General features: G+C 64.5%; 25 protein-coding genes. 17 read left to right on the forward strand and 8 right to left on the reverse strand.

Annotated elements, in window-relative coordinates:
- Positions 1–20 precede the first annotated feature (20 nt).
- From glnE to Q9K02_RS02020, 9 genes are all read left to right on the forward strand, one after another.
- On the forward strand, positions 21–2,702 hold the full coding sequence (gene glnE, locus Q9K02_RS01980; RefSeq protein WP_305931368.1) for a bifunctional [glutamate--ammonia ligase]-adenylyl-L-tyrosine phosphorylase/[glutamate--ammonia-ligase] adenylyltransferase: 2,682 nt from the start codon (positions 21–23) through the stop codon (positions 2,700–2,702).
- Positions 2,699–3,172, forward strand: coding sequence for a peroxiredoxin (locus Q9K02_RS01985; RefSeq protein ID WP_305931369.1), 474 nt, complete (start codon positions 2,699–2,701; stop codon positions 3,170–3,172). Before glnE ends, Q9K02_RS01985 begins: the two co-directional genes overlap by 4 nt.
- Complete coding sequence (locus tag Q9K02_RS01990; RefSeq protein ID WP_305931370.1) at positions 3,172–4,044, forward strand: ferritin-like domain-containing protein; 873 nt, start codon at positions 3,172–3,174, stop codon at positions 4,042–4,044. Before Q9K02_RS01985 ends, Q9K02_RS01990 begins: the two co-directional genes overlap by 1 nt.
- A gap of 79 nt (positions 4,045–4,123) precedes the next feature.
- Positions 4,124–4,804 carry a M23 family metallopeptidase gene (locus Q9K02_RS01995; protein WP_305931371.1) on the forward strand — a complete coding sequence of 227 codons (681 nt, stop codon included), beginning with the start codon at positions 4,124–4,126 and terminating at the stop codon, positions 4,802–4,804.
- A 168-nt stretch (positions 4,805–4,972) separates the two neighbouring features.
- Positions 4,973–6,520 carry an acyl-CoA synthetase gene (locus tag Q9K02_RS02000; protein ID WP_305931372.1) on the forward strand — a complete coding sequence of 516 codons (1,548 nt, stop codon included), beginning with the start codon at positions 4,973–4,975 and terminating at the stop codon, positions 6,518–6,520.
- On the forward strand, positions 6,520–7,821 hold the full coding sequence (locus tag Q9K02_RS02005) for a cytochrome P450 (protein WP_305933425.1): 1,302 nt from the start codon (positions 6,520–6,522) through the stop codon (positions 7,819–7,821). Before Q9K02_RS02000 ends, Q9K02_RS02005 begins: the two co-directional genes overlap by 1 nt.
- 207 nt (positions 7,822–8,028) lie before the next feature.
- Positions 8,029–8,667, forward strand: coding sequence for a YqiJ family protein (locus Q9K02_RS02010; protein ID WP_305931373.1), 639 nt, complete (start codon positions 8,029–8,031; stop codon positions 8,665–8,667).
- A 42-nt stretch (positions 8,668–8,709) separates the two neighbouring features.
- Positions 8,710–10,440, forward strand: a complete 1,731-nt coding sequence (locus tag Q9K02_RS02015) for a flotillin family protein (RefSeq protein ID WP_422785438.1) — start codon at positions 8,710–8,712, stop codon at positions 10,438–10,440.
- 45 nt (positions 10,441–10,485) lie between these two features.
- Entirely contained in the window at positions 10,486–11,385 is a 900-nt protein-coding gene (locus Q9K02_RS02020) for an ATP-grasp domain-containing protein (protein WP_305931375.1), read from the forward strand.
- Between the two features lie 2 nt (positions 11,386–11,387).
- On the opposite strand, the gene galU is transcribed toward Q9K02_RS02020, so the two are convergent.
- The gene (gene galU / locus Q9K02_RS02025; protein ID WP_305931376.1) at positions 11,388–12,293 is read right to left on the reverse strand and encodes a UTP--glucose-1-phosphate uridylyltransferase GalU; all 906 of its coding nucleotides are present in this window, start codon (positions 12,291–12,293) and stop codon (positions 11,388–11,390) included.
- A 127-nt stretch (positions 12,294–12,420) separates the two neighbouring features.
- Between galU and murA the strand changes: the two genes are divergently transcribed.
- Positions 12,421–13,704 carry a UDP-N-acetylglucosamine 1-carboxyvinyltransferase gene (gene murA, locus Q9K02_RS02030; RefSeq protein WP_305931377.1) on the forward strand — a complete coding sequence of 428 codons (1,284 nt, stop codon included), beginning with the start codon at positions 12,421–12,423 and terminating at the stop codon, positions 13,702–13,704.
- Between the two features lie 70 nt (positions 13,705–13,774).
- Entirely contained in the window at positions 13,775–13,999 is a 225-nt protein-coding gene (locus tag Q9K02_RS02035) for a hypothetical protein (RefSeq protein ID WP_305931378.1), read from the forward strand.
- Positions 14,000–14,020: 21 nt separating this feature from the next.
- Here Q9K02_RS02035 and Q9K02_RS02040 read toward each other — a convergent pair whose 3' ends face one another.
- Positions 14,021–14,290 (reverse strand): ribbon-helix-helix domain-containing protein, encoded by a 270-nt coding sequence (locus Q9K02_RS02040; RefSeq protein ID WP_305931379.1) that lies wholly within the window; start codon positions 14,288–14,290, stop codon positions 14,021–14,023.
- A gap of 85 nt (positions 14,291–14,375) precedes the next feature.
- Here Q9K02_RS02040 and Q9K02_RS02045 point away from each other — a divergent pair, with 85 nt between their 5' ends.
- Complete coding sequence (locus Q9K02_RS02045) at positions 14,376–15,131, forward strand: helix-turn-helix domain-containing protein (RefSeq protein ID WP_305931380.1); 756 nt, start codon at positions 14,376–14,378, stop codon at positions 15,129–15,131.
- Positions 15,132–15,179: 48 nt separating this feature from the next.
- Here the strand turns inward: Q9K02_RS02045 and phbB are convergent, their stop codons facing one another.
- Both phbB and Q9K02_RS02055 read right to left on the reverse strand, forming a co-directional pair.
- Entirely contained in the window at positions 15,180–15,905 is a 726-nt protein-coding gene (phbB, locus tag Q9K02_RS02050) for an acetoacetyl-CoA reductase (protein WP_305931381.1), read from the reverse strand.
- A 132-nt stretch (positions 15,906–16,037) separates the two neighbouring features.
- The gene (locus tag Q9K02_RS02055; protein WP_305931382.1) at positions 16,038–16,796 is read right to left on the reverse strand and encodes a hypothetical protein; all 759 of its coding nucleotides are present in this window, start codon (positions 16,794–16,796) and stop codon (positions 16,038–16,040) included.
- 347 nt (positions 16,797–17,143) lie between these two features.
- Between Q9K02_RS02055 and Q9K02_RS02060 the strand changes: the two genes are divergently transcribed.
- From Q9K02_RS02060 to holA, 4 genes are read left to right on the forward strand one after another with little or no spacing between them, the layout of a single operon-like run.
- Entirely contained in the window at positions 17,144–17,590 is a 447-nt protein-coding gene (locus Q9K02_RS02060) for a DUF3576 domain-containing protein (protein WP_278329141.1), read from the forward strand.
- A 41-nt stretch (positions 17,591–17,631) separates the two neighbouring features.
- On the forward strand, positions 17,632–20,148 hold the full coding sequence (leuS, locus tag Q9K02_RS02065) for a leucine--tRNA ligase (RefSeq protein ID WP_305931383.1): 2,517 nt from the start codon (positions 17,632–17,634) through the stop codon (positions 20,146–20,148).
- Positions 20,148–20,636: an LPS assembly lipoprotein LptE gene (gene lptE / locus Q9K02_RS02070; protein WP_305931384.1), complete on the forward strand. Its 489-nt coding sequence runs from the start codon at positions 20,148–20,150 to the stop codon at positions 20,634–20,636. Before leuS ends, lptE begins: the two co-directional genes overlap by 1 nt.
- Complete coding sequence (holA, locus tag Q9K02_RS02075) at positions 20,633–21,679, forward strand: DNA polymerase III subunit delta (protein ID WP_305931385.1); 1,047 nt, start codon at positions 20,633–20,635, stop codon at positions 21,677–21,679. Before lptE ends, holA begins: the two co-directional genes overlap by 4 nt.
- A 129-nt stretch (positions 21,680–21,808) precedes the next feature.
- On the opposite strand, the gene Q9K02_RS02080 is transcribed toward holA, so the two are convergent.
- The 3 genes from Q9K02_RS02080 to Q9K02_RS02090 are packed head-to-tail and all read right to left on the reverse strand — an operon-like array spanning position 21,809 to position 23,688.
- Positions 21,809–22,363, reverse strand: coding sequence for an LptA/OstA family protein (locus Q9K02_RS02080; RefSeq protein WP_305931386.1), 555 nt, complete (start codon positions 22,361–22,363; stop codon positions 21,809–21,811).
- 11 nt (positions 22,364–22,374) lie between these two features.
- A complete protein-coding gene (gene lptC, locus Q9K02_RS02085; protein WP_305931387.1) occupies positions 22,375–23,046 on the reverse strand; it encodes an LPS export ABC transporter periplasmic protein LptC in 672 nt (223 codons plus the stop codon).
- A gap of 24 nt (positions 23,047–23,070) precedes the next feature.
- Entirely contained in the window at positions 23,071–23,688 is a 618-nt protein-coding gene (locus Q9K02_RS02090; RefSeq protein ID WP_305931388.1) for a ribonuclease D, read from the reverse strand.
- Positions 23,689–23,837: 149 nt separating this feature from the next.
- On the opposite strand from Q9K02_RS02090, the gene ung reads away from it, so the two are divergent.
- Entirely contained in the window at positions 23,838–24,518 is a 681-nt protein-coding gene (gene ung, locus Q9K02_RS02095; RefSeq protein ID WP_305931389.1) for a uracil-DNA glycosylase, read from the forward strand.
- 46 nt (positions 24,519–24,564) lie between these two features.
- On the opposite strand, the gene Q9K02_RS02100 is transcribed toward ung, so the two are convergent.
- On the reverse strand, positions 24,565–25,035 hold the full coding sequence (locus Q9K02_RS02100) for an Lrp/AsnC family transcriptional regulator (protein WP_305931390.1): 471 nt from the start codon (positions 25,033–25,035) through the stop codon (positions 24,565–24,567).
- Positions 25,036–25,080 lie beyond the last annotated feature (45 nt).

A 25,080-nucleotide genomic window follows, 5' to 3' on the forward strand; every position in this document is an offset into this window, starting at 1 on the left:
GTGGCGGCAGGGAAGCGGCGATGGCTGCCGACTGGACCTCCGCTCTCGATCGGGCGCACACTCACGCGCCGTTTCTGGCGCGCGCGCTGGAGAAGCGCGAGGATCTGGCTGCGATGCTGGAGCAGGGGCGCGGCGAGGATGCGCTGCTGGCGGCGAAGAGGACGCGCGAAAGTGACGTCGCGGCGGCGCTGCGCAGCGAACGCCTCGGCCTCGCGCTGGTGCTGGCGGTGGGCGATCTCGCCGGGGCGTTCGACCTCGACAAGGTCATGCGCGAACTGTCGACCTTCGCCGACCGGGCGCTGCATGCCGCCATCGGCGCAGCGATAACGCGGCGGGTGGAGGATGCCCGCAACGAAGGCATGATCGGCCTCGCGCTGGGCAAGCATGGCGCGGGCGAACTCAACTATTCCTCCGATATCGATCCGATCCTGCTGTTCGATCCCGAAACCCTGCCCCGCCGCGAGCGCGACGAGCCGGGGGAGGCGGCGCAGCGCTATGCCCGCGAAGTCGTCCGCCTGCTCTCCGAAGTGACGCCGCTGGGCTATGTCTTCCGCGTCGACCTGCGGCTGCGTCCGCAATCCGAAGTCAGCCCGCTGGCGCTGCCGCTCAATGCCGCCACGGCGCATTACGAGAGCTCTGCGCTGGCGTGGGAGCGGGCGGCTTTCATTCGTGCGCGCGCCTGTGCGGGCGATATTGCAGCGGGCGAGGCCTTCCTCGACCATATCCGCCCTTTCGTGTGGCGACGCAGCCTCGATTTCGGAGCAATCGACGAGATCCGTCGCCTGACGCGCCGCATCCGGGAGCAGCAGAGCGGGCCGCAACAGCCCGGGCCGGGCTACAATCTCAAGCTCGGGCGGGGTGGCATCCGCGAGATCGAGTTCTTCGCCCAGACCCACCAGCTCATTCATGGCGGGCGCGATCCATCGCTGCGCGTGCGGGGAACGCGCGCCGCGCTCGACGCGCTGGCGGCAAGCGGGCGCATAGCGGAAGAAGACGCGCTTGTGCTGGGCGAGGGTTACGACACCCTGCGCACCATCGAGCACCGATTGCAGATGGTGCGGGACCAGCAGACGCACTCGCTCCCGTCCGGCGAGGCGCTGGACAATGTCGCGCGGCTGCACGGGCTGGATGACGGCGCGGCGCTTGTCGCGCTGCTGAATGACGTCACGGCGCCGGTGGGCGAGCGGTTCGATGCCCTGCTCGACGAAGATCGCGTGTCGGTGCCGGGGCATGCCTTGCACGTGGCGGGCACAGACGCCGCTGCGGCTCCGGTGCCGCAGGAGATCGTCGCCCGCGTGGCTGAATGGAGCGACGGGCGCTATCCGCCCCTGCGCAGCCCGGCGGCGCTGGCGGCCTTCGATGCGATCCGGCCTGACCTGCTCCAATCCGTCGCGGCGTCGGCCGATCCGGAGCGGACCATGGCGCGCTGGGAGACCCTGCTGGGCCGGCTGCCGAGCGCGATCAACCTGTTCCGCCTGCTAGAGGCGCGCCCCGGCCTGTTCGACCTGCTGGCAAAATGCCTCACCCTCGCCCCGCCGCTGGCCGACGAATTGTCGCGGCGGCCGGATTTGCTCGACGCGCTGATTGATCGAACCGCGCTCGATCTGCCCGGCGATGTGGCCGCATTGGTATCGGCGATGGCACAGCGCGAGCGGGGGGACGATTACGAGGACCGGCTCGATCGCATCCGCATCGTCACGGGCGAATCGCGGTTCGGGCTCGGGGTCCAGCTGATCGAAGGCGCGCGCGATCCGATCGCCGTTGCCGAAGCGCTTTCGCGAACGGCGGAGGCGGCCCTGCAGGTCGCGGTGGCAGCGGCGGAGGACGAATTCGCCGCCAAGCATGGGCGGATCGAGGGCAGCGAACTCGTCATCGTGGGCTTGGGCCGCCTGGGTGGTGGCTTGCTCACTCATGCCTCCGATCTCGACATTATCTACCTCTTCACCGGATCGCACGACGCCGAATCCGATGGCGAGCGCCCGCTCGGTGCGACGCTCTATTTCAATCGCTTCGCCCAGAGGGTGACTGCCGCCCTCAGTGTCCCGACCGCGCAGGGCGCGCTCTACGAAGTCGACACCCGCCTCCGACCGCAGGGGGCGCAAGGCCCGCTCGCCGTCAGCGTCGACAGTTTCGCACGTTACCAGCGCGAGGATGCGTGGACGTGGGAGCACATGGCGCTGGAGCGGGCGCGGGTGCTGGTGGGCAGCGAGGCGGCGCGCGATCAGGTGCAGTCCGTCGTGACGTCGATCCTCGAGATGGAGCGGGACGCGGAGCAGCTGCGCAAGGACGTTCTCAAAATGCGTGGCGAGATGGCGCGGCATAAGGAAGCACGTGGGCCACTCGACGCCAAGCTGTTGCGTGGCGGCCTGGTGGACATCGAGTTCCTCGTCCACTTCCTTCAGCTCGAGCACCGCAGCGCGCTGACGCCGCGTCTGGGCGATGCAATCGCCGCATTGGCCGTAGAGGGCCTGCTGCCCGATACGATCGCTCCGGCGCATGACTTGATGACGCGCCTGCTGGTCGGTACGCGCCTGCTGGCACCCGATCTTGCGCGCCCCAACGATGCCGCGGCGGCAATCCTGGCGCGGCAGAGCGGGTGCGAGGATTTTGATGGCCTCACCGGCCGCTTCGCGCAGGCACGGCGTGACGTCGCGGCAGCGTGGGGCGAGATATTCGGCGAAACACTGGAGATGGATGAATGAGCACACCCCCCGGCGAAGGCGATCCGATGCCCGATGTCGCGATGGAAACCCCCGATGGCGGCACGGTGCGCCCGTCCGATTTCAAGGGGAAGAAGGCGGTGATCTTCTTCTACCCCAAGGACAACACCCCCGGCTGCACGACCGAGGCGAAGGATTTCACTGCGCTCAAGCCTGAATTCGACAAGGCGGGCGTAGCCCTGCTCGGCGTCAGCAAGGATTCGCCCAAGAAGCACCAGAACTTCATCGCTAAGCATGATCTCACGGTCGATCTTGCGACCGATGCGGAAGAGGGCGGGCTGTCCGACGCGCTCGGCGTGTGGGCGGAGAAGAAAATGTACGGGAAGACCTTCATGGGCATGGTCCGCTCGACCTATTTGCTGGGCGAAGACGGCAGGATCGCCCGCATCTGGCCGAAGGTTAAGGTCAAGGGCCATGCCGAAGACGTGCTGGAGGCCGCGCGCGCCCTCTGATGGCCATGACGCTGACGTCCCCGCGCCAGACTGTGGCTGCCGCAATCCGTGCGGCGTTGCTGACAGCGGACCCGACGGCGAAGGTCTTCGCCGCGCGGCAGGTGGCGCGCGACTGGCGGTTGGGCCGGCTCGATTTCGCCTTCGACGTCGCCATGCCCGACCGGCCCGCCTGGCCGGAAAGCCTCGAACTCCTTCCGCCGCGCGACATGCCCAAGCGCGGCAAGATGGGTTCGCAGCGCAACCGCATCGCGCTGTGGCATTCGCTCGCGCATATCGAATTCGTTGCCATCGACCTTGCGCTCGATATGGCGGGCCGCTTCGGCGAATCTATGGGTGAGGGCTTCGTGTCCGACTTCCTGTCGGTAGCCTCGGACGAGGCGATGCATTTCGCCCTGCTTGCGCGAAAGCTGGAGACGCTCGGTTCGGCTTACGGCGCGCTGCCCGCTCACGATGGCTTGTGGAGCGCAGCGCAGGACACGGCGCATGACGTGGCGGCGCGGCTCGCGATCGTGCCGATGGTGCTGGAGGCACGCGGCCTCGATGTAACGCCCGCCACGCTGGAGCGCGTACGCGCGCAGGGCGACGGAAACGGCGCGAAAATCCTGCAGCGAATCCTTGACGACGAGATTCGCCACGTGGGCATCGGGTCAAGGCACTTCCACGAGCTGTGCGCCAAGCGCGACGAAAGGCCGCCCGAAACGTGGCAAAATCTTGTCCGAGTTCACTTTTCAGGGGGTCTGAAGCCGCCGTTCAACGACTCGGCGCGTTTGGCAGGCGGCCTACCGCTGGAGTTCTACGGGCCTATTGCCTCGTTAACTTCTTCGCCGTTACCCAATACTCACGAGACGCCGGGGGGTTCCGGCAGTGACTGAAAAAAGGTGACGGGGCGTCAGGGACGTCGCTTCGATCATCTCGGGAAAAGGCGCCCCGAGGCGTCGGACGGGTTTAGCAATGGCTACGAAGCGCACCACGCTCGCACTGGCGATCATGTCTGCAGGACTTACGATCGCCGCCGCACCGGCACATGCCGGCGAAACGAACACCGCCGCCGCAGTTGGCGCCATCGACATGTCGAAGGTTTCCGGCGTTACCGAGAAGGGTGACGACGCGCAGTTCCAGCAGTTGTTCGCCAAGTGGGAAGAACTGGATCGCCCCGCACCGGCGCAGGCCGTGGTTTCCGTGCCGAGCCGTATGCCGCTCGACGATACCCGCCTGACCAGCGATTACGGCATGCGCACCCATCCGGTGCTCGGCGGCCGTCGCTCGCACAATGGCGTCGATCTCGCCGCGCCGACCGGCACGCCGATCTACGCCACTGCCGACGGCTACGTCAGCAAGGCCGAGTGGTTCTCCAGCTACGGCAAGTACGTCTCGATCGAACATGGCGCAGACCTGCAGACGCGCTTCGCCCACATGTCGGATATCGCCGTTACTTCGGGGACGCGCGTCAAGAAGGGCCAGCTGATCGGTTACGTCGGTTCGACCGGCCGCTCGACTGGCCCGCACCTGCATTATGAAGTCCGCATCGCCGGCAAGCCGGTCAATCCGGTTCCCTACATGGTCGAATCGGAAGCGCAGCGCGCCTATGCCCTTGCTATGGGTGAAGGCGGCCAGGGCGGCGGCGACGAATAAGGCAAACGCCTTTCGGGATTGATGAAAAGGGGCTGCGGAGCGATCCGCGGCCCCTTTTCTCATGCGCCCCAATTTTCCTTGCTCATGCGCGCATGTCGGGTAGGTTTCATCCGGCAACCGGACGAGTCCCGCCGATAGATGCGGACCGACGGAAAAGAGAGGAAGCCCATGCACCCGATCGTTCACGCGCAGGCGCGCCCCGACCATCCCGCCCTCATCATGGCCTCGAGCGGAGAGACCGTCACATACGGTGAGCTCGATGCCTATGCCAACCGCTTCGCCCAGCTGATGCGCGCGCGCGGATTGGGCCGCGGCGATCACGTCGCGATCCTGATGGAGAACAGCCCGCATTATCTGCAAATGGTCTGGGGCGCGCAGCGCAGCGGCATTATGATGGTGCCGATCTCCACCCGCCTGACTGCGCCGGAGATCTGCTACATCCTGCAGGACAGCGATACGAAGCTGCTGCTCACTTCGACCTATTTCGACGACGTGCTGGGCGACATCCGCGGCGAGTGCCCGGATATACCCATGCTGATTGCTGGCGGGGAGGGCGACGAGAGCCTGGAGGATGCGCTCGCAGCCCAGCCCGCAGAGCCGATCGCGGACCAGTTGCCCGGGCAGTACATGCTCTATTCCAGCGGCACGACCGGGCGGCCAAAGGGCGTGCGCCCCGCTCCGCCGGCGGATGACGACATCCAGGCCGTGAACCCGCTGGTCGGCCTGGCAGTGATGGGCGCAGGCATGCCGGCCGACGGCTCGATGGTCTATCTGTCGCCCGCGCCGCTCTATCACGCCGCCCCGCTCGGCTGGTGCACGACCGCGCATCGTCTTGGCGGCACGGTCGTGGTGATGGAGAAATTCGATCCCGAAAGCGCGCTGGCGACCATCGAGAAATACAAAGTGACCGACAGCCAGTGGGTGCCGACGCATTTCGTCCGCATGCTCAAGCTCGAACCGGAACAGCGCGAGGGCTACGATCTGTCGAGCCACCAGCGCGCGCTCCACGCCGCCGCGCCCTGCCCCGTGCCGATCAAGCGCGAGATGATCGAATGGTGGGGGCCGATCATCAACGAATATTACGCCGGGTCCGAAGGTATCGGCATGACTCTGATCAAGGCGGAAGACTGGCTCGACCATCCCGGCAGCGTCGGCAAGGCGATCCACGGCACGCTGCATGTCTGCGACGAGAATGGCGAGGAAGTGCCTGCCGGGCACGACGGGCTTCTCTACTTCGAAAACGACCTCATCCCGACCTATCACAACGACCCGGAAAAAACGCGCGAGGCGATGCATCCCAAGGGCTGGATGACGCTTGGCGATATCGGCCACGTGGACGAAGACGGCTATCTCTACCTCACCGACCGCAAGAGCCACATGATCATCAGCGGCGGGGTGAACATCTACCCGCAGGAGATCGAGAACCTGCTCGTCACCCATGACAAGGTGATGGACGCTGCCGTGATCGGTGCGCCCTGCCCCGATTTCGGCGAGAAGGTCGTCGCCGTGGTGCAGCCGATGGATATGGGCGAGGCCGGGGACGGGCTCGAGGCGGAACTGCGCGATTTCCTCGCGCCCAGCCTCGCCAAGATCAAGATGCCCAAGCTGTTCGACTTCCGGCCCGACCTGCCGCGCGAGGCGAACGGCAAGCTCTACAAGCGCGAGCTGCGCGACGAGTATTTGGCGATGGCCGAAGAACAGACGGAGCAGGCATGATGGCGACCAGGGACCGGCCCACGCTCGACCCGGCGACTGCACGGACGGTCATCGATCCGGCCAGCTATGCCGCATGGGATCCGCTGCTCGATACGTTCGACCGCCTGCGGGAGGAAACGCCGGTCGCCTGGGTCGAATCGCAGAACGACCATGCCCATCCGCCCTTCTGGCTGGTCACGCGGTATGATGACGTCATGCGCATGTCGAAGGACAATGCGACCTTCCTCAACAATCCGCATACGGTGGTCTTCAGCCTGACCGAGGGGATCGAATTCGCCAAGGCGATGACCGGCGGTAGCGAGCATCTCGTCGCCAGCCTCGTCACCTTCGACGGCGATACGCACCGAAAATATCGCAAGCTGACGCAGGACTGGTTCATGCCCAAGAATCTGCGCACCGTCGAAGATGAGATCCGCGGAATTGCGCAGGATGCAGTCGATCGGTTGATTGCGGCAGGTCCGGAAGCCGATTTCTGCAAGCTCGTCAGCGCGCCCTATCCGCTGCACGTCGTCATGCAGATCATGGGCGTGCCCGAGGAGGACGAGCCGCGCATGCTGATGCTGACCCAGCAATTGTTCGGCGGGCAGGACGACGATCTCAACCAGTCGGGCATCAAGGACCTGCCGCCCGAGGCTGTCACCCAGCTGGTGGCCGGAGCCGTCGCGGATTTCGAAGCCTATTTCGCCAAGTTGACCGCGGAAAGGCGCGCCAATCCGACCGACGATGTCGCCAGCACGATCGCCAATGCGGTGATCGACGGGGAACCGCTCAACGATCGCGACATGATGGGCTATTACATCATCCTCGCCGCTGCCGGGCACGACACCACCAGCGCCAGCACGGCGGGCGCCATGCTCGCATTGGCGCAGGACCCCGAGCAATGGGCGCGGGTCAAGGCCGACCGCTCGCTCCTCGGCGGGATCGTCGAGGAAGCCATCCGCTGGACTACTCCGGTGCAGCATTTCATGCGCACGGCGGCGGAAGACACCGAAGTTGGCGGGCAGGCGATCGCCAAGGGCGACTGGCTGATGATGAACTATGTCGCCGCCAACCACGATCCCAGCGTGTTCGATGACCCGCGCAAGTTCGATGCGGCGCGAAGCCCCAATCGCCACCTCGCCTTCGGGGCGGGCGCGCACCAATGCCTCGGCCTGCATCTCGCACGGCTGGAGATGCGCATCCTGTTCGAAACCCTGCTCGACCGGATCGACAGCATCGAACTGGCAGGCGAACCGGCGCGGTCGAAATCAACCTTCGTCGGCGGTTTGAAGACGCTGCCGCTGCGCTTCACCGCCGCCTGAAGTCCCGAGGCTCGCGGCGGCGTCGCGGTCCAAGTCGCGCCACACCTCGCGCCCAGTAATCGCGGCGAAAATCGTACGCGTGAGTTCCGATTCTCCTCGCCAATTCGCGCGAATTCTGCTAAGTGTTCCACATGATTAAAACAGTAGGACGACGCGCTTTCGGCCCGGTCGGAGATGGATAGTCCTGCGCATCTGGAAGGGGGTCACATGACATTGCTCGAACCGCACAACCTGCCCTTTGCGGCGGCGTTGGTGGTGATGCTCGTCCTGGCCGTCGTCCAGCTGATCGGTGTCGCGGATTTCGGCGATGCGGATCTCGATTCGGGCGGCGACGCCGACGGCATGCCGGACGCCAGCATGTTCGACGGGCTGCTGACGCTGCTCGGCATCGGGCGCGTGCCGCTGACCATTTGGCTGGCGCTGTTCCTGTTCCTGTTCGCCGGCATCGGCCTGTCGATCCAGGAGCTTGCGCAAAGCCTCACCGGCAGCCCGCTCTACAGCTGGCTCGCGGCCCTTTTCGCCGGGGCGGCAGCCCTCCCCGTGACGGGCGTCTTCGCGCGGCCGCTGGGGCATGTCATGCCCAAGGATCACACGACGGCCGTCAGCACCGAAAGCCTGATCGGTCGCCGGGCGACGATCACCGATGGCGTGGCGCGGGTTAATTCGCCCGCTCGCGCCAAGGTGAAGGACATTCACGGGCAGACCCATCACGTAATGGTGGAACCGCATGAGGCAGCGTCCGAAATCCACGCGGGAGACGAGGTGCTGCTCGTCCGCCGCGAGGGCAACCAGTTCTATGCGACCGCGCTTGCCGAGCGCCGCCTGTCGCCAACACACAGTTCGTAAGAAGGAGGGGTAATGGACAATCTGTTTGGAACATCGCTGGTCATGATCGGAGGTGCCACTCTACTCGGCATCATCATCATCACCTTCCTGCTGAAGATGTACCGCCGTGCGTCGAAGGAAATCGCCTTCGTGCGGACCGGTGTCGGCGGCGAGAAGGTCGTGATGAACGGCGGCGCGCTGGTGCTGCCGGTGTTCCATGAGACCATGCCGGTGAACATGAACACGCTGGTACTCTCGGTCGTCCGCCGCGACGGCGAGGCGCTCATCACGCTCGACCGCCTGCGGATCGACGTGAAGGCGGAATTCTACGTCCGCGTGAAGCCCGATAGCGAAGCGATCGCCATGGCGGCGCAGACGCTCGGCCAGCGCACGATGCAGCCGGAAATGCTCAAGGACCTGGTCGAGGGCAAGTTCGTCGACGCGCTGCGCTCGGTCGCGGCGGGCATGACCATGAACGAGCTGCACGAACAGCGTGCCGACTTCGTGCAAAAGGTGCAGCAGGTGTCGTCCAACGACCTTGCCATGAACGGGCTGGAGCTGGAGTCGGTCTCGTTGACCGGGCTCGACCAGACGAGCATCGAGCACTTCAACGCCAACAATGCCTTCGACGCCGAAGGCCTGACCAAGCTGACCGAGCAGATCGAGGCGCGCAAAAAGCTGCGCAACGACATCGAGCAGGACACGCGCGTGCAGATGGAGGCCAAGAACCTCGAAGCCGATGCGCGCAGCTTCCAGATCAGCCGCGACACCGAGTATGCACGGCTGGAGCAGGAGCGCGAGGTCGAGGTCCGGCGTGCCGCGCAGAGCTCGGAGATCGCCCGCGAACAGGCCGAGCGGACCCGCGAAGCCGATGCTGCGCGGATCGAGGCCAAGAAGCAGGTCGATGCCCAGCAGATCGAGGCGGACCGGCTCGTCGAAGAGGCCCGGATCGACCAGCAGCGCGCCCTCGAAATCGCGCGGCAGGAACAGCAGATCGCGGTGCAAAACAAGTCTCGCGAGGAAAGCCAGGCCAAGGCCGAAGCCGACGAGGCCCGTGCCAAGGCCGTCGCAGCCGAAGAACAGGTCGCGACCAGCCGGGAGACCGAGATCGCCGAGCGTCAGAAGCGGATCGAACTGATCGAAGCCTCCAAGCAGGCGGAGCGCGATGCGATCAGCGTCCGCGTCGAAGCCGAGGCGGAAAAGGACGCCGCGACCAACCGCGCCGAAGCACTGCGGCTGGAAGCGCAGGGCGAGGCCGAGGCCGAGAAGCTGCGGGCCGAAGCCGCCCGCGTGCGCTTCGAAGTCGAGGCCGCCGGTCAGCGGGCGATCAACGAGGCGGCGAACATCCTGTCGTCCGACCAGATCAGCCTGCAGACCAAGCTGGCCCTGCTCAAGGTCATGCCCGACTTGGTGCGCGAGAGCGCCAAGCCGATGGAAGCGATCGAGAGCATCAAGATCGTCCAGGTCGACGGCCTCACCAATGGCGGCGGAAAGTCGTCGGGCGGTGCAGGCGGATCGGGCGGCGGTTCCGGCAACCTCGCGACCGATGCGGTCAGCGCCGCGCTGGCCTACCGTGCGCAGGCTCCGGTGCTCGACGGGCTGATGAAGGAGCTGGGGCTGGACGGCTCCTCGCTCGACGGGCTGGTGAAGGGCCCGGCGCAGGCCGAGGCTCCCAAAGAGACCCCGCGCCTGGCCGAAGTGCTCGACGACATTGCCGAGCAGGTCGAAGAGGTCGAAACGAAAGCCGAGAAGCCCGCCAAGACGAATGGCGAAGGCGACGCATCCAAAGCCTGATTAAGGGATCTCAACGGGAAAGGGGGCGCCACGGCGTCCCCTTTTTTGCATTCTCGGCCAACACCCCGAGTGCAACAGTTCCATAACCCGAGCAATTTATGGAAAAAGTGGAAAGGGGTCGAAATGCATTGGATAATCAATGAAGGCTTGAGGCGGGAACCCAGCTTCCCGATACTTCTGGATCATCTGGAATTGCGTGCAATTCCCTACACACTGGTGAGAAAGCCGCCGGAAGTCGGCTATCTGATCGCGATGCACGACGATCTGGACGAGACCGGACAGCACAAGCCGATCATGCTTGATCCCATCGAAGGACCCGTTTTCGTTCTCGGGACGACGTCCATGCGGGCGGTTAGCGACGCGCATGGCTGGCAACCTGGCTTCATCGACGCACCCTCGCAGGAGGAATGTATCGATAACTGGGGCGAGCACATGCTGAATGCCGGAGCTCGTTTCGGTAAACTCGGAACGATCGAACCGCCCGCCTGCGACGAATTCTTCATCCGGCCCGATCAGGCGGGCAAGGCGTTCTCAGGAACGGTGCTCAAGACGGACGATTTTGAGAACTGGCGGCGGGATATCCTCGACGATCCGGGGCGATCGAAGGCGACAACCGAAACCGCCGTCATTGCAGCTCCGGCCATCCCCATCTGGTCAGAATACCGCTGCATAATAGTCGATGGTCGGTTCGTGACGGGGTCGCGATACAGGACAGGCAAAACCTGGGCGGAATCTCCCGAGGTCGGTAACCGGATCGTCCGATTCGTCGAGGAACGGGTCGCAGAATGGCAGCCCCGCCGTGCGATCTGCATCGACGTCGCCGATACACCGGCCGGCCTCAAGATCATCGAGACCAATTCGGTTTCCTCGGCCGGCTTCTACGCGAACGACATGCGGCTGTTCGCGGATGCTGTCGACATGATCGGCAAATCAGGGAGTGCTTAACTCTACTCCGCCAGCAACCGCTCCGCCATCTCGCGGACCTCTTCGCCCATGTCCTCCCGCTCCAGCGCCAGCGCCAGCGTCGCCTCGACGAAGCCGGTCTTGCTGCCGCAGTCGAAGCGGCGGCCGGCAAAGGTCACCGCGTGGAAGGCCTGATTGCCGATCATCCGGGCCATCGCATCGGTCAGCTGGATCTCCCCGCCCGCGCCCTTTTCCTGGTCTTCCAGCACACGCATGACTTCGGGCTGGAGAATGTAGCGGCCGGAGATGATCTTGTTCGACGGGGCATCCGCGACCGGCGGCTTTTCCACCAGGCCGGTAACCTCGGTCAGTGTGTCCGACTTGGTTTCGCCCGGCGCGATCACGCCATAGCTGGAAACCTCGTCCTGCGGCACTTCGAGCACCGAGATCAGATTGCCGCCGACTTCGTTGTAGGCGTCGACCATCTGTTTCATGCAGCCGGTCCCGCCGCCCTTCTGCGCGACCATCAGCTCGTCGGGCAGAAGAATGGCGAAGGGCTCGTCGCCGACGATGGCGCGGGCGCACCAGATCGCGTGGCCGAGGCCCAGCGGCACCTGCTGGCGCACGGTGATGATATCGCCCGGCGTGGCTCGTGTCGGGTCCAGCACGGTCATGTCCTTGCCGCGCTCTTCCAACGTCGACTCGAGCTCGTAGGCGACGTCGAAATGTTCGACGATCGCGGTCTTGCCGCGGCCGGTAACGAAGATGATCTGTTCGATCCCCGCCTCGCGCGCCTCGTCCACCGCATACTGGATCAGCGGGCGATCGACGATGGGCAGCAGTTCTTTCGGGATGGCCTTGGTCGCGGGAAGGAAGCGAGTGCCCAAGCCGGCGACGGGAAACACCGCCTTCCTGATGGGTTTATGCTGCGAAGTTTCGTGGTGGGTCATGGGCGAGGGCGTAGGTCCGCTATCGAAGGGGGTCAATTGCCATAGGTTAAGCGCGCGGCCAGCTGGATGCTTTTTGTAACACCGGTGTGACGCTTGCCAGCGGCGCGCGTGCGACTAAGGAGACGGCATGGACAAACTGATCGTACGCGGCGGCAATCGCCTTTCCGGGACCATTCCCATTTCGGGCGCGAAAAACGCCGCGCTCACGCTGATACCCTGTGCGCTGTTGACCGAAGAGGCGGTGACCCTGCGCAACCTGCCGCGGCTGGCGGATATCGATGGCTTCCAGCATCTGATGACGCAATTCGGCGTCAGCCACACGATTCCGGGCAAGCGGCCGGAGGAATTCGGACGGAACGTCACGCTTGAAGCCATGCGCATCACCAGCTCGGTCGCGCCTTACGATCTGGTGCGCAAGATGCGCGCCTCGATTCTCGTGCTCGGCCCACTGCTGGCGCGCACCGGCGAGGCGACGGTTTCGCTGCCGGGCGGCTGCGCCATCGGCAACCGGCCGATCGACCTGCACCTGAAGGCGCTGGAGGCGTTCGGTGCGCAGATCGAACTGGCGCAGGGCTATGTGAAGGCCAGTGCGCCCGACGGCGGCCTGCCGGGCGGGGATTTCGATTTTCCCGTGGTGTCGGTCGGCGCGACCGAGAATGCGGTGATGGCCGCGGTGCTGTGCAATGGTACCAGCGTGCTGCGCAATGCCGCGCGCGAGCCGGAAATCGTGGACTTGTGCAATCTGCTCACCGGCATGGGCGCGGAGATCGAGGGTGTGGGTACGTCCGAACTGACGATCCACGGGGTGAAGAAGCTCCACGGGGCGACCTATCGCGTGATGCCCGATCGGATCGAAGCCGGGTCCTACGCCTGCGCCGCCGCAATAACGGGCGGCGAGGTGATGCTGCAAGGCGCGGATGCGGGGGACATGGGCTCTACGCTGCATGCCCTGCGTAACATCGGCGTCGAGGTCGAAACCGAAAAGGACGGCGTGAAAATAGCCGCCAACGGACCGCTGAAGGCATACAATCTGACGACGGCCCCTTTCCCGGGCCTTGCGACCGACATGCAGGCGCAATTGATGAGCCTGCTGTGCAAGGCCGAAGGCACCAGCGTGCTCAAGGAAACGATCTTCGAAAATCGCTTCATGCATGTGCCCGAACTGGCACGGATGGGCGCAGATATCGAAACCGAAGGACGCACCGCGATCGTGCGCGGCCCATGCGAGCTGACCGGGGCGGAAGTCATGGCGACAGACTTGCGCGCTTCGATGAGCCTGGTGATCGCCGGGCTGGCAGCACAAGGAGAGACGACCGTCCGTCGCCTCTACCACCTCGACCGCGGTTACGAGCGGCTGGAGGAGAAACTTCAGCTGGTCGGCGCTGATATCGAACGTGTGGGCGACGACTGAGCACTGTGTCAGGACCTTTCCCGCCGCGCACTCGTTGCTTTGGGGTAACCCAATTCAAGGAGTCGTAATCATGTTGCTCAAGCTTCTCGCCCTCGGCGGTCTCGGATACGCCGGATATCGCTATTACGAAAAGAACCGTGTCGACGAAAACGGCGTTGCCTTTGCCGGCGGTGAACCGGAAGGCAAGTTCCGCAATGCAGGCGCAGCCTCGACTGCGTCGCACGACCGGATGAGCTCGACCGACGAAGCGCTCGACGAGACCTATCCGGCGAGCGACGCTACCGCGAAATACTGACGCGGCGTAATCATTTTCCGGCTAGTTGCCGGACGGAAGAGCGGCTGGAGCGATCCAGCCGCTTTTTTCGTGGGTGACCAGCCAGATCCGGATCGCCCCCGCGAGACCTGGCGGGTTTTCAGCCTGGATACGCTCGGCATCGATTTCTGCGACCAGCGCGTTGATGGACTGTGCGCGGGCATAAGCCGCCTTGCCGAGCATTTCCCAGAACAGCGGCTCGAGACTGATCGAGGTGCGATGTCCGGCGATCCGGACGGAATACTTCTTGGGTGGATGGTAGGGGGGAATCATCGCCCTCCCTCTACAAACCACCGGACCCCGCGCCCACGAATTTTTTGGGGTGGCTGGCCAGAGGTGGCAATCGTAGGTCTGGGGCATGGAGCAGGCGCTGGATGAGCTGACCGACAAAGAAAAGCAGACGCTGCGCCTGATCGTGCGCGGGCACGACGCAAAGAGCATGGCGGCAGAGCTCGACCTGTCGGTGCACACGATCAACGAACGCCTGCGCGTGGCGCGCCGCAAGCTGGGCGTGACGAGCAGCCGCGAGGCGGCGCGGCTGCTGTTCGAGAGCGAGGGCGGGGGCTACGAAAGTTTTGCGGACAAGGATTTGGGGGATGCCGGGCGTGGGGGAAAACCCGATTTCGGTGATGTGCCCGAAACCCGTCAGTCAGGCAGGTGGGCAAACGGGCGCGGCGTCGCCCTGGTAATTGGAGGTTTTGCCATGTCCATCTTTGCTGCAATACTACTGCTTGGTACCCCGCTCGCGAATGGCGAGGCCGGTTCGGCGGACACCGACTTGCAGGCTCGAGATACTGCAATCGAGGCCGCAGCACGCGATTGGCTTGCCTTGGTCGATGCGCGCGACTGGAAAGCAAGCTACGCCGAGACCGCCGCTTCTTTTCGGAACGCGAACACGCTCGAGCTATGGAGCGAAACGGCGAATCAGGTTCAGGGAAATCTCGGTGCTACCAAGTCGCGGCAGTTTCTCGGCGTCGACGATGTGCCTTCGCCGCAAGGAATCGTAATTGTCAGATTTCGCACAGACTACGCAAATAGTCCCGGCATGACGGAGACAGTGTCGATGGTGTCCGAGGATGGCGTTTGGAAAGTTGCCGGCATCTATGTGACGTGAAGCACGTGCAGGGAGCGCCGCACCAAGGGTGCACGCGCCCTGTTGCGATCAATACATGTGCTGGCCGCCATTGATGCTCATGGTCGAGCCGGTCACGAATTCGGCATGTTCGGAGCACAGGAAGCTCACCCCGCGCGCGATTTCGCTGGCCTGGCCGAGGCGGCCGACGGGGATCTTGGCGACTATCTTTTCCAGCACCGGCTCGGGCACGGCGGCCACCATGTCGGTGTCGATATAACCCGGAGCGATGGCATTCACCGTAATGCCGAAGCGCGCGCCTTCCTGGGCCAAGGCCTTGGTAAAGCCGTGGATCCCGGACTTGGCAGCGGCATAATTGACCTGGCCGTATTGCCCTGCCTGCCCGTTGATCGATCCGATGTTGACGATCCGGCCCCAGCCGCGCTCCTTCATCCCCGCGAAAGTCGCCTTGGCCATGTTAAAGCAGCCACCGAGATTGGTGCGCATGACCGCGTCCCAATCCTCGTAGCTCATCTTGAGAAGCGTGCCGTCGCGTGTGATGCCGGCATTATTGACGACGATTTCGATCGGTCCGTGCTTTTCCTCGACGGTCTTGCACGCGGCTTGCACGGCCTCGTAATCGCCGACATCGAACTTGACCGTCGGGATGCCGGTGTCGTCGGTGAACTTCTTCGCCGCGTCGTCATTGCCAGCATAATTGGCGACGACGGTGCAGCCGCGCTCGTCGCGTAGCCGTTCGCAGATCGCGCGACCGATTCCGCGCGTTCCTCCGGTTACGATAGCAACACGTCCCATATTTCGCTCTCCCAAGCTTTCCGTAGCGTTTGCGAACGGTCTTGGCAGAGAATCGAAAGCACGCAAAGCCATTCGGCAGCGCGGGGGCTCCGAACAATCGTATTCAATCTGTTACGGAGGGCTAAAGCCCGATCAGAAGCGCAGCTGCGTTCCGACGTAGACGGCCTGGTCGTCCTCGACCCCATCGGTCAGCGGCGAGAGGCGATTGCGATCCTGCGACAGGCGGACGCCTGCGGTCACGTTGAGATTGCCCTTCACGCGATACGAACCCTGCAGATCGACGCTCTGTTCGCCGAGGCCTTCCAGAGTGCGGGGCGAGCGTCCAGCCTTGCTGTCGCTCTCGATCGCGAGGCGCGATCCGAAGCGGCTGGGCTTGCCGGAGGTTTCTTCCGCCGGGCGATAGGTCGACAGGTCGGGCATCGACAGGTCACGCACGCCAGTTGGCAGCGTCGCAGTCTTCTCCGGCTGGGCGAAGCCCTGATAACCGCGGGCGATGCCCAGATTGTAGCGAGTCGGCGCGATTTCGAGCGCGCGTTCACGGCCTTGCTCTGCACCGACGGAGGTGGGTGCGGTGCGGAAGGAAATCGCCCGCGCCGTCGCATCGTCGACCCGCACCGCCACGGTGACCGTGCGCTCGGCCTGGCGCTGGATCTTGGTGGCGGGAGTGAAGCGCAGGCCATCCTCGCCGATGATCGCGGCCACTTGGCGAGCCAGCTGCGGATCGATATTGGCGGGGGTGAAAGGCAGCGACACGATGTCGGCCGCTTCGATTGCGCTATTACCTGTGCCGACCGCAAGGCCCGCGCCCGGAATGGCCAGTGCAAGCCCGGCAGCGGCCAACGCCACGGGGATCGCCCGCCTTGCGCTGATGCTGTTGACCTTGCGTCCCATTATCCGTTCACTCTTCCCTGTCGGCGACCATCAGAAACATCGGAATTTATCGAACAGGGCCTGAATGCACCCTGACGCGACTCGTTCCGCAGTCGTTATCGTTTCGACAACCTATGGACGCTTTGCACGCATGGCCAGCTTTTCCACAGGGCCCGCCTTTCGATTGCGAGAAAGTGTTGCGCTTTGCCCACAAAGGCTTCGGCGGCCTGGAAATTCAGGACGCATTCACGGCTGCCCGTGGCAGAACGGTGCGGGCGGTTGGGAAAACTTGCCCGCGCCTTCTCAGGCTTTATAGAGCCGGAAAGATCATCGCCGTGGAAAAGCGGCTGGAAATGCTAAGGATGAACATGAGCGCTTTCGCCAATCTCCCCCGCCCTGCCACCCTCGCCATGGCGCTGGCCGCCAGCGCCACCCTCGCAGCGTGCGGCGGTGGCGAGCGGCCCGAGGCCGATCTGGCCGCCTCGCAGGTCACGACGATCGGCGTGAATTCCTATCTCTGGCGCGCTTCGCTCGAAGCGGTCAGCTTCGCCCCGCTGCTGCAGGCGGATAGCAATGGTGGTGTGATCGTGACCGACTGGTACGCCAATCCCAGCAATCCGGGCGAGCGCGTGAAGGTGACGATTACGATCCTCGACCAGGATTTGCGCGCCGATGCGCTGCGTGTTGCCGCCAGCCGCCAAGTTGCGCAGGGCGGTGGCTGGGTCGATGCACCGGTGCAGGCGGCGACCGTGCAGAAGCTGGAAGACATCATCCTGACCAAGGCGCGCGAATTGCGCCGCCAGGCCGTCAGCTAAACCGCCTTTAAATCACGCGCAAAACGGGTAAGGCCGCTCGCATGAGCAGCGATACCCGTTTCGATCCCGCCAGCGCCGATGCGCGCTGGCAAAATGCGTGGGAGGAGGCGGAGACCTTCCGCGCCGACAGCGATTCTCCCAAGCCCAAGAGCTACGTGCTGGAGATGTTTCCCTATCCCTCGGGGCGCATCCATATCGGCCACGTGCGCAATTACACGATGGGCGACGTGCTGGCGCGCTACAAGAAGGCGACCGGGCACGAGGTGCTGCACCCTATGGGTTGGGACGCCTTCGGCATGCCGGCGGAAAACGCCGCGATGGAGAAGGGCGTGCATCCGGGCGGCTGGACCCGCGACAATATCGAGCACATGAAGGCGCAGCTTAAGCGCCTCGGCTTCGCGCTCGACTGGAGCCGCGAGCTGGCGACCTGCGAGCCGGACTATTACGGCCACGAGCAGGCGCTGTTCATCGATTTATACGAAGCGGGCCTCGTTTACCGCAAGGAGAGCGAGGTCAACTGGGACCCGGTCGACATGACCGTGCTCGCCAACGAGCAGGTGATCGACGGCAAGGGCTGGCGCAGCGGCGCGGAGGTCGAGAAGCGCAAGCTTAACCAGTGGTTCCTCAAGATCACCGACTTCGCCGAAGAATTGCTGGAGGGTCTCGGGAGCCTCGAGAACTGGCCCGACAAGGTCCGGCTGATGCAGGAAAACTGGATCGGCAAGTCGAAGGGGCTCGAATTCAGCTTCGACCTCTCGAATGGCGAGAAGCTGCCGGTCTACACCACGCGCCCAGACACGATTTTCGGCGCGAGCTTCGTCGCGGTCGCCGCCGACCATCCGGTGGCGCAAGCGATCGACAGCGAGGAAGCGCGTGATTTCATCGCGCTGTGCAAGCGCGGCGGCACGACGGCTGCCGAACTCGAAACCGCCGAAAAGCTTGGCTTCGACACCGGCATCACCGCCAAGCACCCCTTCACCGGCGCGGATTTGCAGGTCTACATCGCGAACTTCGTGCTGATGGATTACGGCACCGGTGCCATCATGGCGGTGCCCGGTCACGATCAGCGCGACTTCGAATTCGCGACCAAATACGGCCTGCCCATACCGCGCGTCGTTGCCCCGAGCGTCAAGGAGGCTGGCAACTCTTTCGACGGCGAGGCGGAGGCGGGTGAGGGTGTGATCGTCAATTCGGATTTCCTCGACGGCATGAGCGTTGAAGACGCCAAGCGCGAGGTCATCCGCCGCGTCGAGGAGCAGGGCCGGGGGACAGGCAAGACCGTCTGGCGCCTGCGCGACTGGGGCGTTTCGCGTCAGCGATACTGGGGCACGCCCATTCCCTTCATCCACTGCGATGCCTGCGGCGTCGTGCCTGCGCCCAAGGACAGCCTGCCGATCACCTTGCCCGAGGACGTCGACTTCCAGACGCCCGGCAATCCACTCGTCCGCCACGATACGTGGAAGCATGTCGACTGCCCCAAGTGCGGCGGCAAGGCGGAACGCGAGACCGACACGCTCGACACCTTCGTAGACTCGAGCTGGTATTTCCTGCGCTTCGCGAGCCAGCCCGCGGACAAGCCGTTCGATGCGGAAGAAGTCGCCAAGTGGCTGCCGGTCGAGCAGTATATCGGCGGCATCGAGCACGCGATCCTGCACCTGCTCTACGCCCGCTTCTGGACCCGCGCGCTGGCGCATATGGGGCAGATCGAAGTAAAGGAGCCGTTCGCCTCGCTGTTCACGCAAGGCATGGTCACGCACGAGACCTACAGCCGGAAAGAAGGTGGCAAGACCGTCTATTACGCACCCGACGAGATCAGTCGCGAGGCCGATCGCGCGCTGCTGACCGCCGATGGCGGCGAGGTCGAGATCGGCCGCGTCATCAAGATGTCGAAGTCGAAGAAGAACGTCGTCGACCCCGACACGATCATCGACAGCTACGGCGCAGACGCGGTGCGCTGGTTCATGCTCTCCGACAGCCCGCCCGAGCGCGACCTCCCGTGGTCGGAAGCCGGTATCGAGGGATGCAGCCGCTTCGTCCACCGTCTGTGGCGGCTGTTCTTGGCATTTGATGAGACGGCCGGAGGTGAAGACAAAGCGCTTGATCGCAAGACGCACCAAACTGTCGCAGCGGTGGCGGAAGACATCGAATCACTCGGATTTAACAAAGCCGTTGCGCGCATCTACGAACTGACCGGAGCGGTGGAGAAGGCAGATCCATCATTCAGCCGCTCAGTAGCCATTCGTACGCTCATGCAAATCGTCGCGCCGATGATGCCGCATCTTGCAGAAGAAGCGTGGACCTCGATTGGTGAAGGTTCCTTGATTGCAAACGCAGGCTGGCCCGAGGTCGATCCGGCGCTGCTGGTCGAAGATGAAGTGACCATCGCGGTCCAGCACAAGGGCAAGCTGCGCGATACGCTCACCGCTCCGAAAGGCGCGGCCAAGGAGGATCTCGAAGCGATGGCGCTCGCCAGCGAGAAAGTGCAGCGCTCGATTGACGGGGCCGAGATTCGGAAGGTCATTGTCGTGCCCGACAGATTGGTGAATATCGTCACGTGATGCGCGCCTTTTTTGTCTCCCTTTCCGCCCTGTTGCTGACCGCCTGCGGCCTCTCGCCGATGTATGCGGGCGGCGGCGATGGCGTAGTGGCGCGCGGACTGGCCGCGGTCGATGTCGCGCCGATCGAGGGGCAGGCCGGCTGGCTGGTCCGCAATGCGCTGAACGACCGGCTCGGCGCGGCAGGCGCGGCCAGCCCCCAATATCGCCTCGACGTCCGACTCGACGACCAGCTCGAAGGGCTCGCGATCCTGCGCGACGACACCGTCAGCCGTGAGAGGCGCACCCTGCGCGCGCGCTACCAGCTGATCGACCTCGCCAACGGAGAGATCGTGCTGGATGCGACTGCCGGATCGGATGCCGGGATCGATGTCGTCTCCAGCGAATACGCCACCATCGCCGCCGAGCAGACCGCGCTCGAGAACCTCGCCGAGGATGTGGCGCAGCGGATCGTCACGCGCGTGGCGCTGACGTTGCGCGGGGAATCGTGAAGCTCACCAGTAAGGACTTCGCCGCCAAGGGCCGCAATGCGGCGCAGGATTGCGGCGTGTTCTTCTTCTGCGGCCAGGACGAAGCCGGGGCGAGCGCGGCGGCCAGCGACCTCGCCAGCTGGCTTCCCGAACCGGGCGAACGCGTGGAGATGAGCGGCGCCGACCTGCGCGGCGATCCTGCCCGGTTAGGCGATGAAGCCCGCTCCACCTCACTGTTCGGCGACAAGCGCCACATTTGGGTCAGGGCAAGCGGCGACGAGGCGCATGATGCGCTCAAGACGCTCCTTGAGACCGGCGACATGGGCGCGGGCGAGGCGTGCCCGGTGATCGTCGTCGCCACCTCCGCCACCGACAAATCGCGCACCGCCAAGCTGCTGGAAAAGCGCAAGGATGCGGTCGTGGCATTGTTCTATCCGCCCGACCTGCGCTCGGTTTCGCAGAGCGTGCGCGCGATGGGCGATGCAGCGGGCGTGCGGCTTGGCGGTGATCTTGCGGAGCGCGTGGCGCGCGGGGCCAATCTCGATGTGCGGCTGGCGCAAAGCGAAGTGACCAAGCTCGCCACCTATCTCGACGCCAGCCCGCAAAGCCCGAAACCCGCGACCGCCGAAGACCTCGACGCGGTCGGCGCGGTGAGCGAAGAGGATGGCTTCATGCCGCTCGTGAATGCGGTGATGGGCGGGCAGAGCGCGAAGGTCGCCCCGGAGATCGCGCGGATGAAGCAGCTTGGCCTCAACCCTGTGGGGGTGCTGCTGGCGTTCGAGCGGCGCGCGGCGCAACTGGCGCGGATCGCGGCGGCGCTGGGATCGCGTGGTTATGGCGATCTCGACAAGGGCGAGAAGGCGCGGCTGGGTATCTTCTGGAAGGAGGATCGCGAGATCGGTCAACAGGTCTCGCGCTGGCGCGGCAAGGGGCGGCTCGACCGGCTGACCCATGGGCTTACCAAGATGCATCGCGATTTGCTGACCAACAGCCAAGCTGCCGAACTTTTGCTGGCGCAGGGCCTCACCAATATCGCCCAGCTGGCAGGCGCCGGGCGGCGCTAGGCGCGAAGCCAGTCGTCGAGCGCCTTATAGCCGTATATCGCAAGACGGGGCCACTGCCGTAAATGCGACCGTCGGCCACCAAGCTTGGCCAGCTTCGGGTTTATCGGCAGCCCCTCCATGGGCCGTGCCTCAGTTTTCGGGAACGGAGAAGGTCCCGGTCACGCGGCCACCCGAAGTTGTTGAGCTCTGCCCGGTGACGGAAGACGAGCCGCTCGCGCTGCCGTCCACGCTGGAGACGCCGCTCGCAAGATCGATCACCAGCCGTCCGCCGTTCAGCGTGTCCCCGCCGCGATTGAGGCGGACGTTGCCGGCCATGGTGATGATCCGCCGGTTGAAGTCGTAGACCGCCGTGTCGCCGCGCGCGCGCTCGTTGCCGCGCTGCACGTCGACGCCGCCGGTGGCCATGATCCGCTGGATTTGGAGGCTGCCCGCGTCCGAATAATTGACGATGGTGCGACCGGCGGTGAGCGACAGACCGGCCTGCGTGATGCGGACGCTACCTGACAGCACCACGCGGTTCTGCCGGTCCTGCAGTTCGATCCGGTCGGCGGCGTAGGAAACGGGCGCGTTGGAATTGTGCCCAGCGATCGCCTGCGCCTGCAATTGCATCCCGCCGACGGCAGCAAGCGTGGCCACGAAACCGGCGATGCCCCAGCGGGCCATGGTGGGAACGAGCTTGGTCATCTCAGGCATCCTCAATTCGGCATTCTCAGCTTGCCGGGCACCATGCGCAAGCGCGCATTGCCGGACAGGGAAATGGTACGCGCTTCGAGATCTGCATCGAAGCGATTGCCGCTGAACGTCCCTGCAGGAATTGCTCCCTCGACACCGCCTTCGCCGGTTACGGTCTTCTCCGCAAGGTTCACCGACACGCCGCGCGCCACCATGCGATAGCCATCGGCAGCCACCATCAGCAGCGGGCCGTTCACCGACACGATCTGATCGTCGAGTTCATATTGGCCACCATTGGCAGAAACGCGCGCAGGCCCGTCGTTCAGCAGCAATCGGGCGACCAGATCGTTCATCCGCACGATGCCTTCCGCGCTCGATCGCTGCACCGCCTCGCCTGCCGTAAGCGAGAACGGTCGTCCGTCGTCGTCCTCGCCGCGATAGAGCGCATTATCGACCCGCAAGCGCTCGTCGATTACCGCGACCTTGTCCCGGTCGAGCAGGAAGCTGATCTCGCCGCGCGGGCTGAGCGGCGTGATGACCATGAAGGCTGCAAGGACACCCACCGCCATCGGCAGCGCCTTGGCGAGGAATCCAACGAGCTTGTCGTGCGACCCGCCCGGTTCGGCCCAGTCCTGCCGCCGGCCCCGCAGCGCCTTCGCATCGTCCGTTTCGATCCTGCGTTGCCGGAACACCATGGCGCGGGCTTGCCCTTTCGCTCCTTACGCGTGGCTGAAGATGTCGTGATCCGCCCATCCGGCGATATCGAGCCGGGCGCGAGTGGGCAGGAAGTCGAAACAGGCCTGCGCCATTTCCATTCGGCCTTCGCGTTCGAGCCGCCGATTCAATTCCTCGCGCATACGATGGAGGAAGCGAACGTCGCTCGCCGCATATTCGCGCTGCGCCTCGTTGATGTCCGGACCGCCCCAGTCGGAGCTTTGCTGGACCTTCGACATGCTTTCGCCGAGCAGTTCGTCGACGAGATTCTTGAGCCCGTGCCGATCGGTATAGGTGCGCACCAGCTTGCTGGCGATCTTGGTGCAATAGCAGGGCGCGGCCATCACGCCGAGGTAATGCTCGATCGCCGCGAGGTCGAAGCGCGCGAAATGGTAGAGCTTGAGGCGGTTCTGATCGCCCAGCACCGCCTTGAGATTGGGCGCATCGTAATTGCTCTCCGGCCCGAAGCGGACGAGATGCTCGTCCCCCTGGCCATCGCTGATCTGGACCAGGCACAGCCGGTCGCGCTTGGTAATCAGCCCCATCGTTTCGGTATCGACGGCCACCGGGCCATCGGCGAGCACGCCTGCGGGGAGGTCTTCTTCGTGGAAATGCACTGCCATGGGCGGGAGCCTTAGGCCGATTGGGGATTGCTGGGAAGGGGTGCTGGTTCATCGGTTCGCCTGTCTCTATCCCTTTCGCTTGAGAGCGAAGTGGCGGGGCGGCAACGTCCACGTCTCGCTGCTTCGCTCGATCCCGCAGGACGATGGCCTTGGCAGAAACCATACCCGACAGTTGGAAACCGGTGCTCGACCCGGTCCTCGATAGCGAGGAGGCGCGGCGGCTCGGGGGCTGGCTGCGCGCCGAGGAAGACGCCGGCAAGACGATCTATCCCGCACGCGGTTGTCGTCTCAGGGCACTGGAACTCACTCCGCTCGAAGCGGTCAAGGTCGTCATTCTCGGGCAGGACCCCTACCACGGTCCGGGGCAGGCGATGGGCCTGTGCTTCGCCGTGCCGGAAGGCGTGAAAGTCCCACCGAGCCTCGTGAATATCTACAAGGAACTGGAAAGCGATCTCGGCATTCCGCGCCCCACACACGGCGATCTCTCGGCCTGGGCACGGCAAGGCGTGCTGCTGCTCAACAATGCGCTGACGGTCGAGGCGGGGCAGGCGGGCAGCCATGCCGGGCGCGGGTGGGACGCCATCACCGATGCCTGCGTTGCAGCAGTCGCGGCGCGCCCGACCCCGAGCGTCTTCATCCTCTGGGGTAGCCACGCGCAGGCCAAGGCCAAGCGCATTCCCGGCCTGCGCGATGGGAGGAACCTTGTGATCGAAAGCCCGCACCCCAGCCCGCTATCCGCCCATCGCGGGTTCTTTGGGTCGAAGCCCTTCAGCCGGACCAATGCGTTTCTCGCTGCCAACGGGCGGCAAGCTATCGACTGGGCTTTGTGAGCGGGCAAAGCCCCGTGCAGTATCCGGCCACTTGTGGCGCTGGCGATCAAACCGGAACCGCAGTCTCGTATTTGATCCGTGAATAGACAACATTCGACGTACAGCGCCGCACCGAGGGATCGGCCAGTATTTCCGCGTTGATCCAGTCCTCGAAGCTTTGCATGTCCGGCATGACCACATGTAGGATCAGGTCGGCCTCGCCGGTCACGCTGTAGCATTGGGTTACCGCGTCGGCGTTTCTCATCCGGCGCTTGAAGCGGTCGTAGCCATCGCTGTGCTCTTCCAGCATGAAGACCGAAACGATGATTTCGATACCGAGCTTCGCGGGATCGACGATCGCGACTTCCTTCCGGATCACGCCCTCTGCCCGCAGCCGCGCAAGCCGTCGGCGCAGGCTGGACACGGACATTCCCGCTGCCTGGGCGATGTCCTCCGGCGGTCGCCGCAGGTCGGTCTGCACTTCGCGAAGAATGCGCTTGTCTGCGGCATCGAGAGGGCTTTGGCCGATTTCGCTCATCTTGAACGCAATCCTGAACTAAAACGATCGCCATGCAAGTCCTAT

The organism is Qipengyuania profundimaris (assembly GCF_030717945.1).
Taxonomy (GTDB): domain Bacteria; phylum Pseudomonadota; class Alphaproteobacteria; order Sphingomonadales; family Sphingomonadaceae; genus Qipengyuania; species Qipengyuania profundimaris.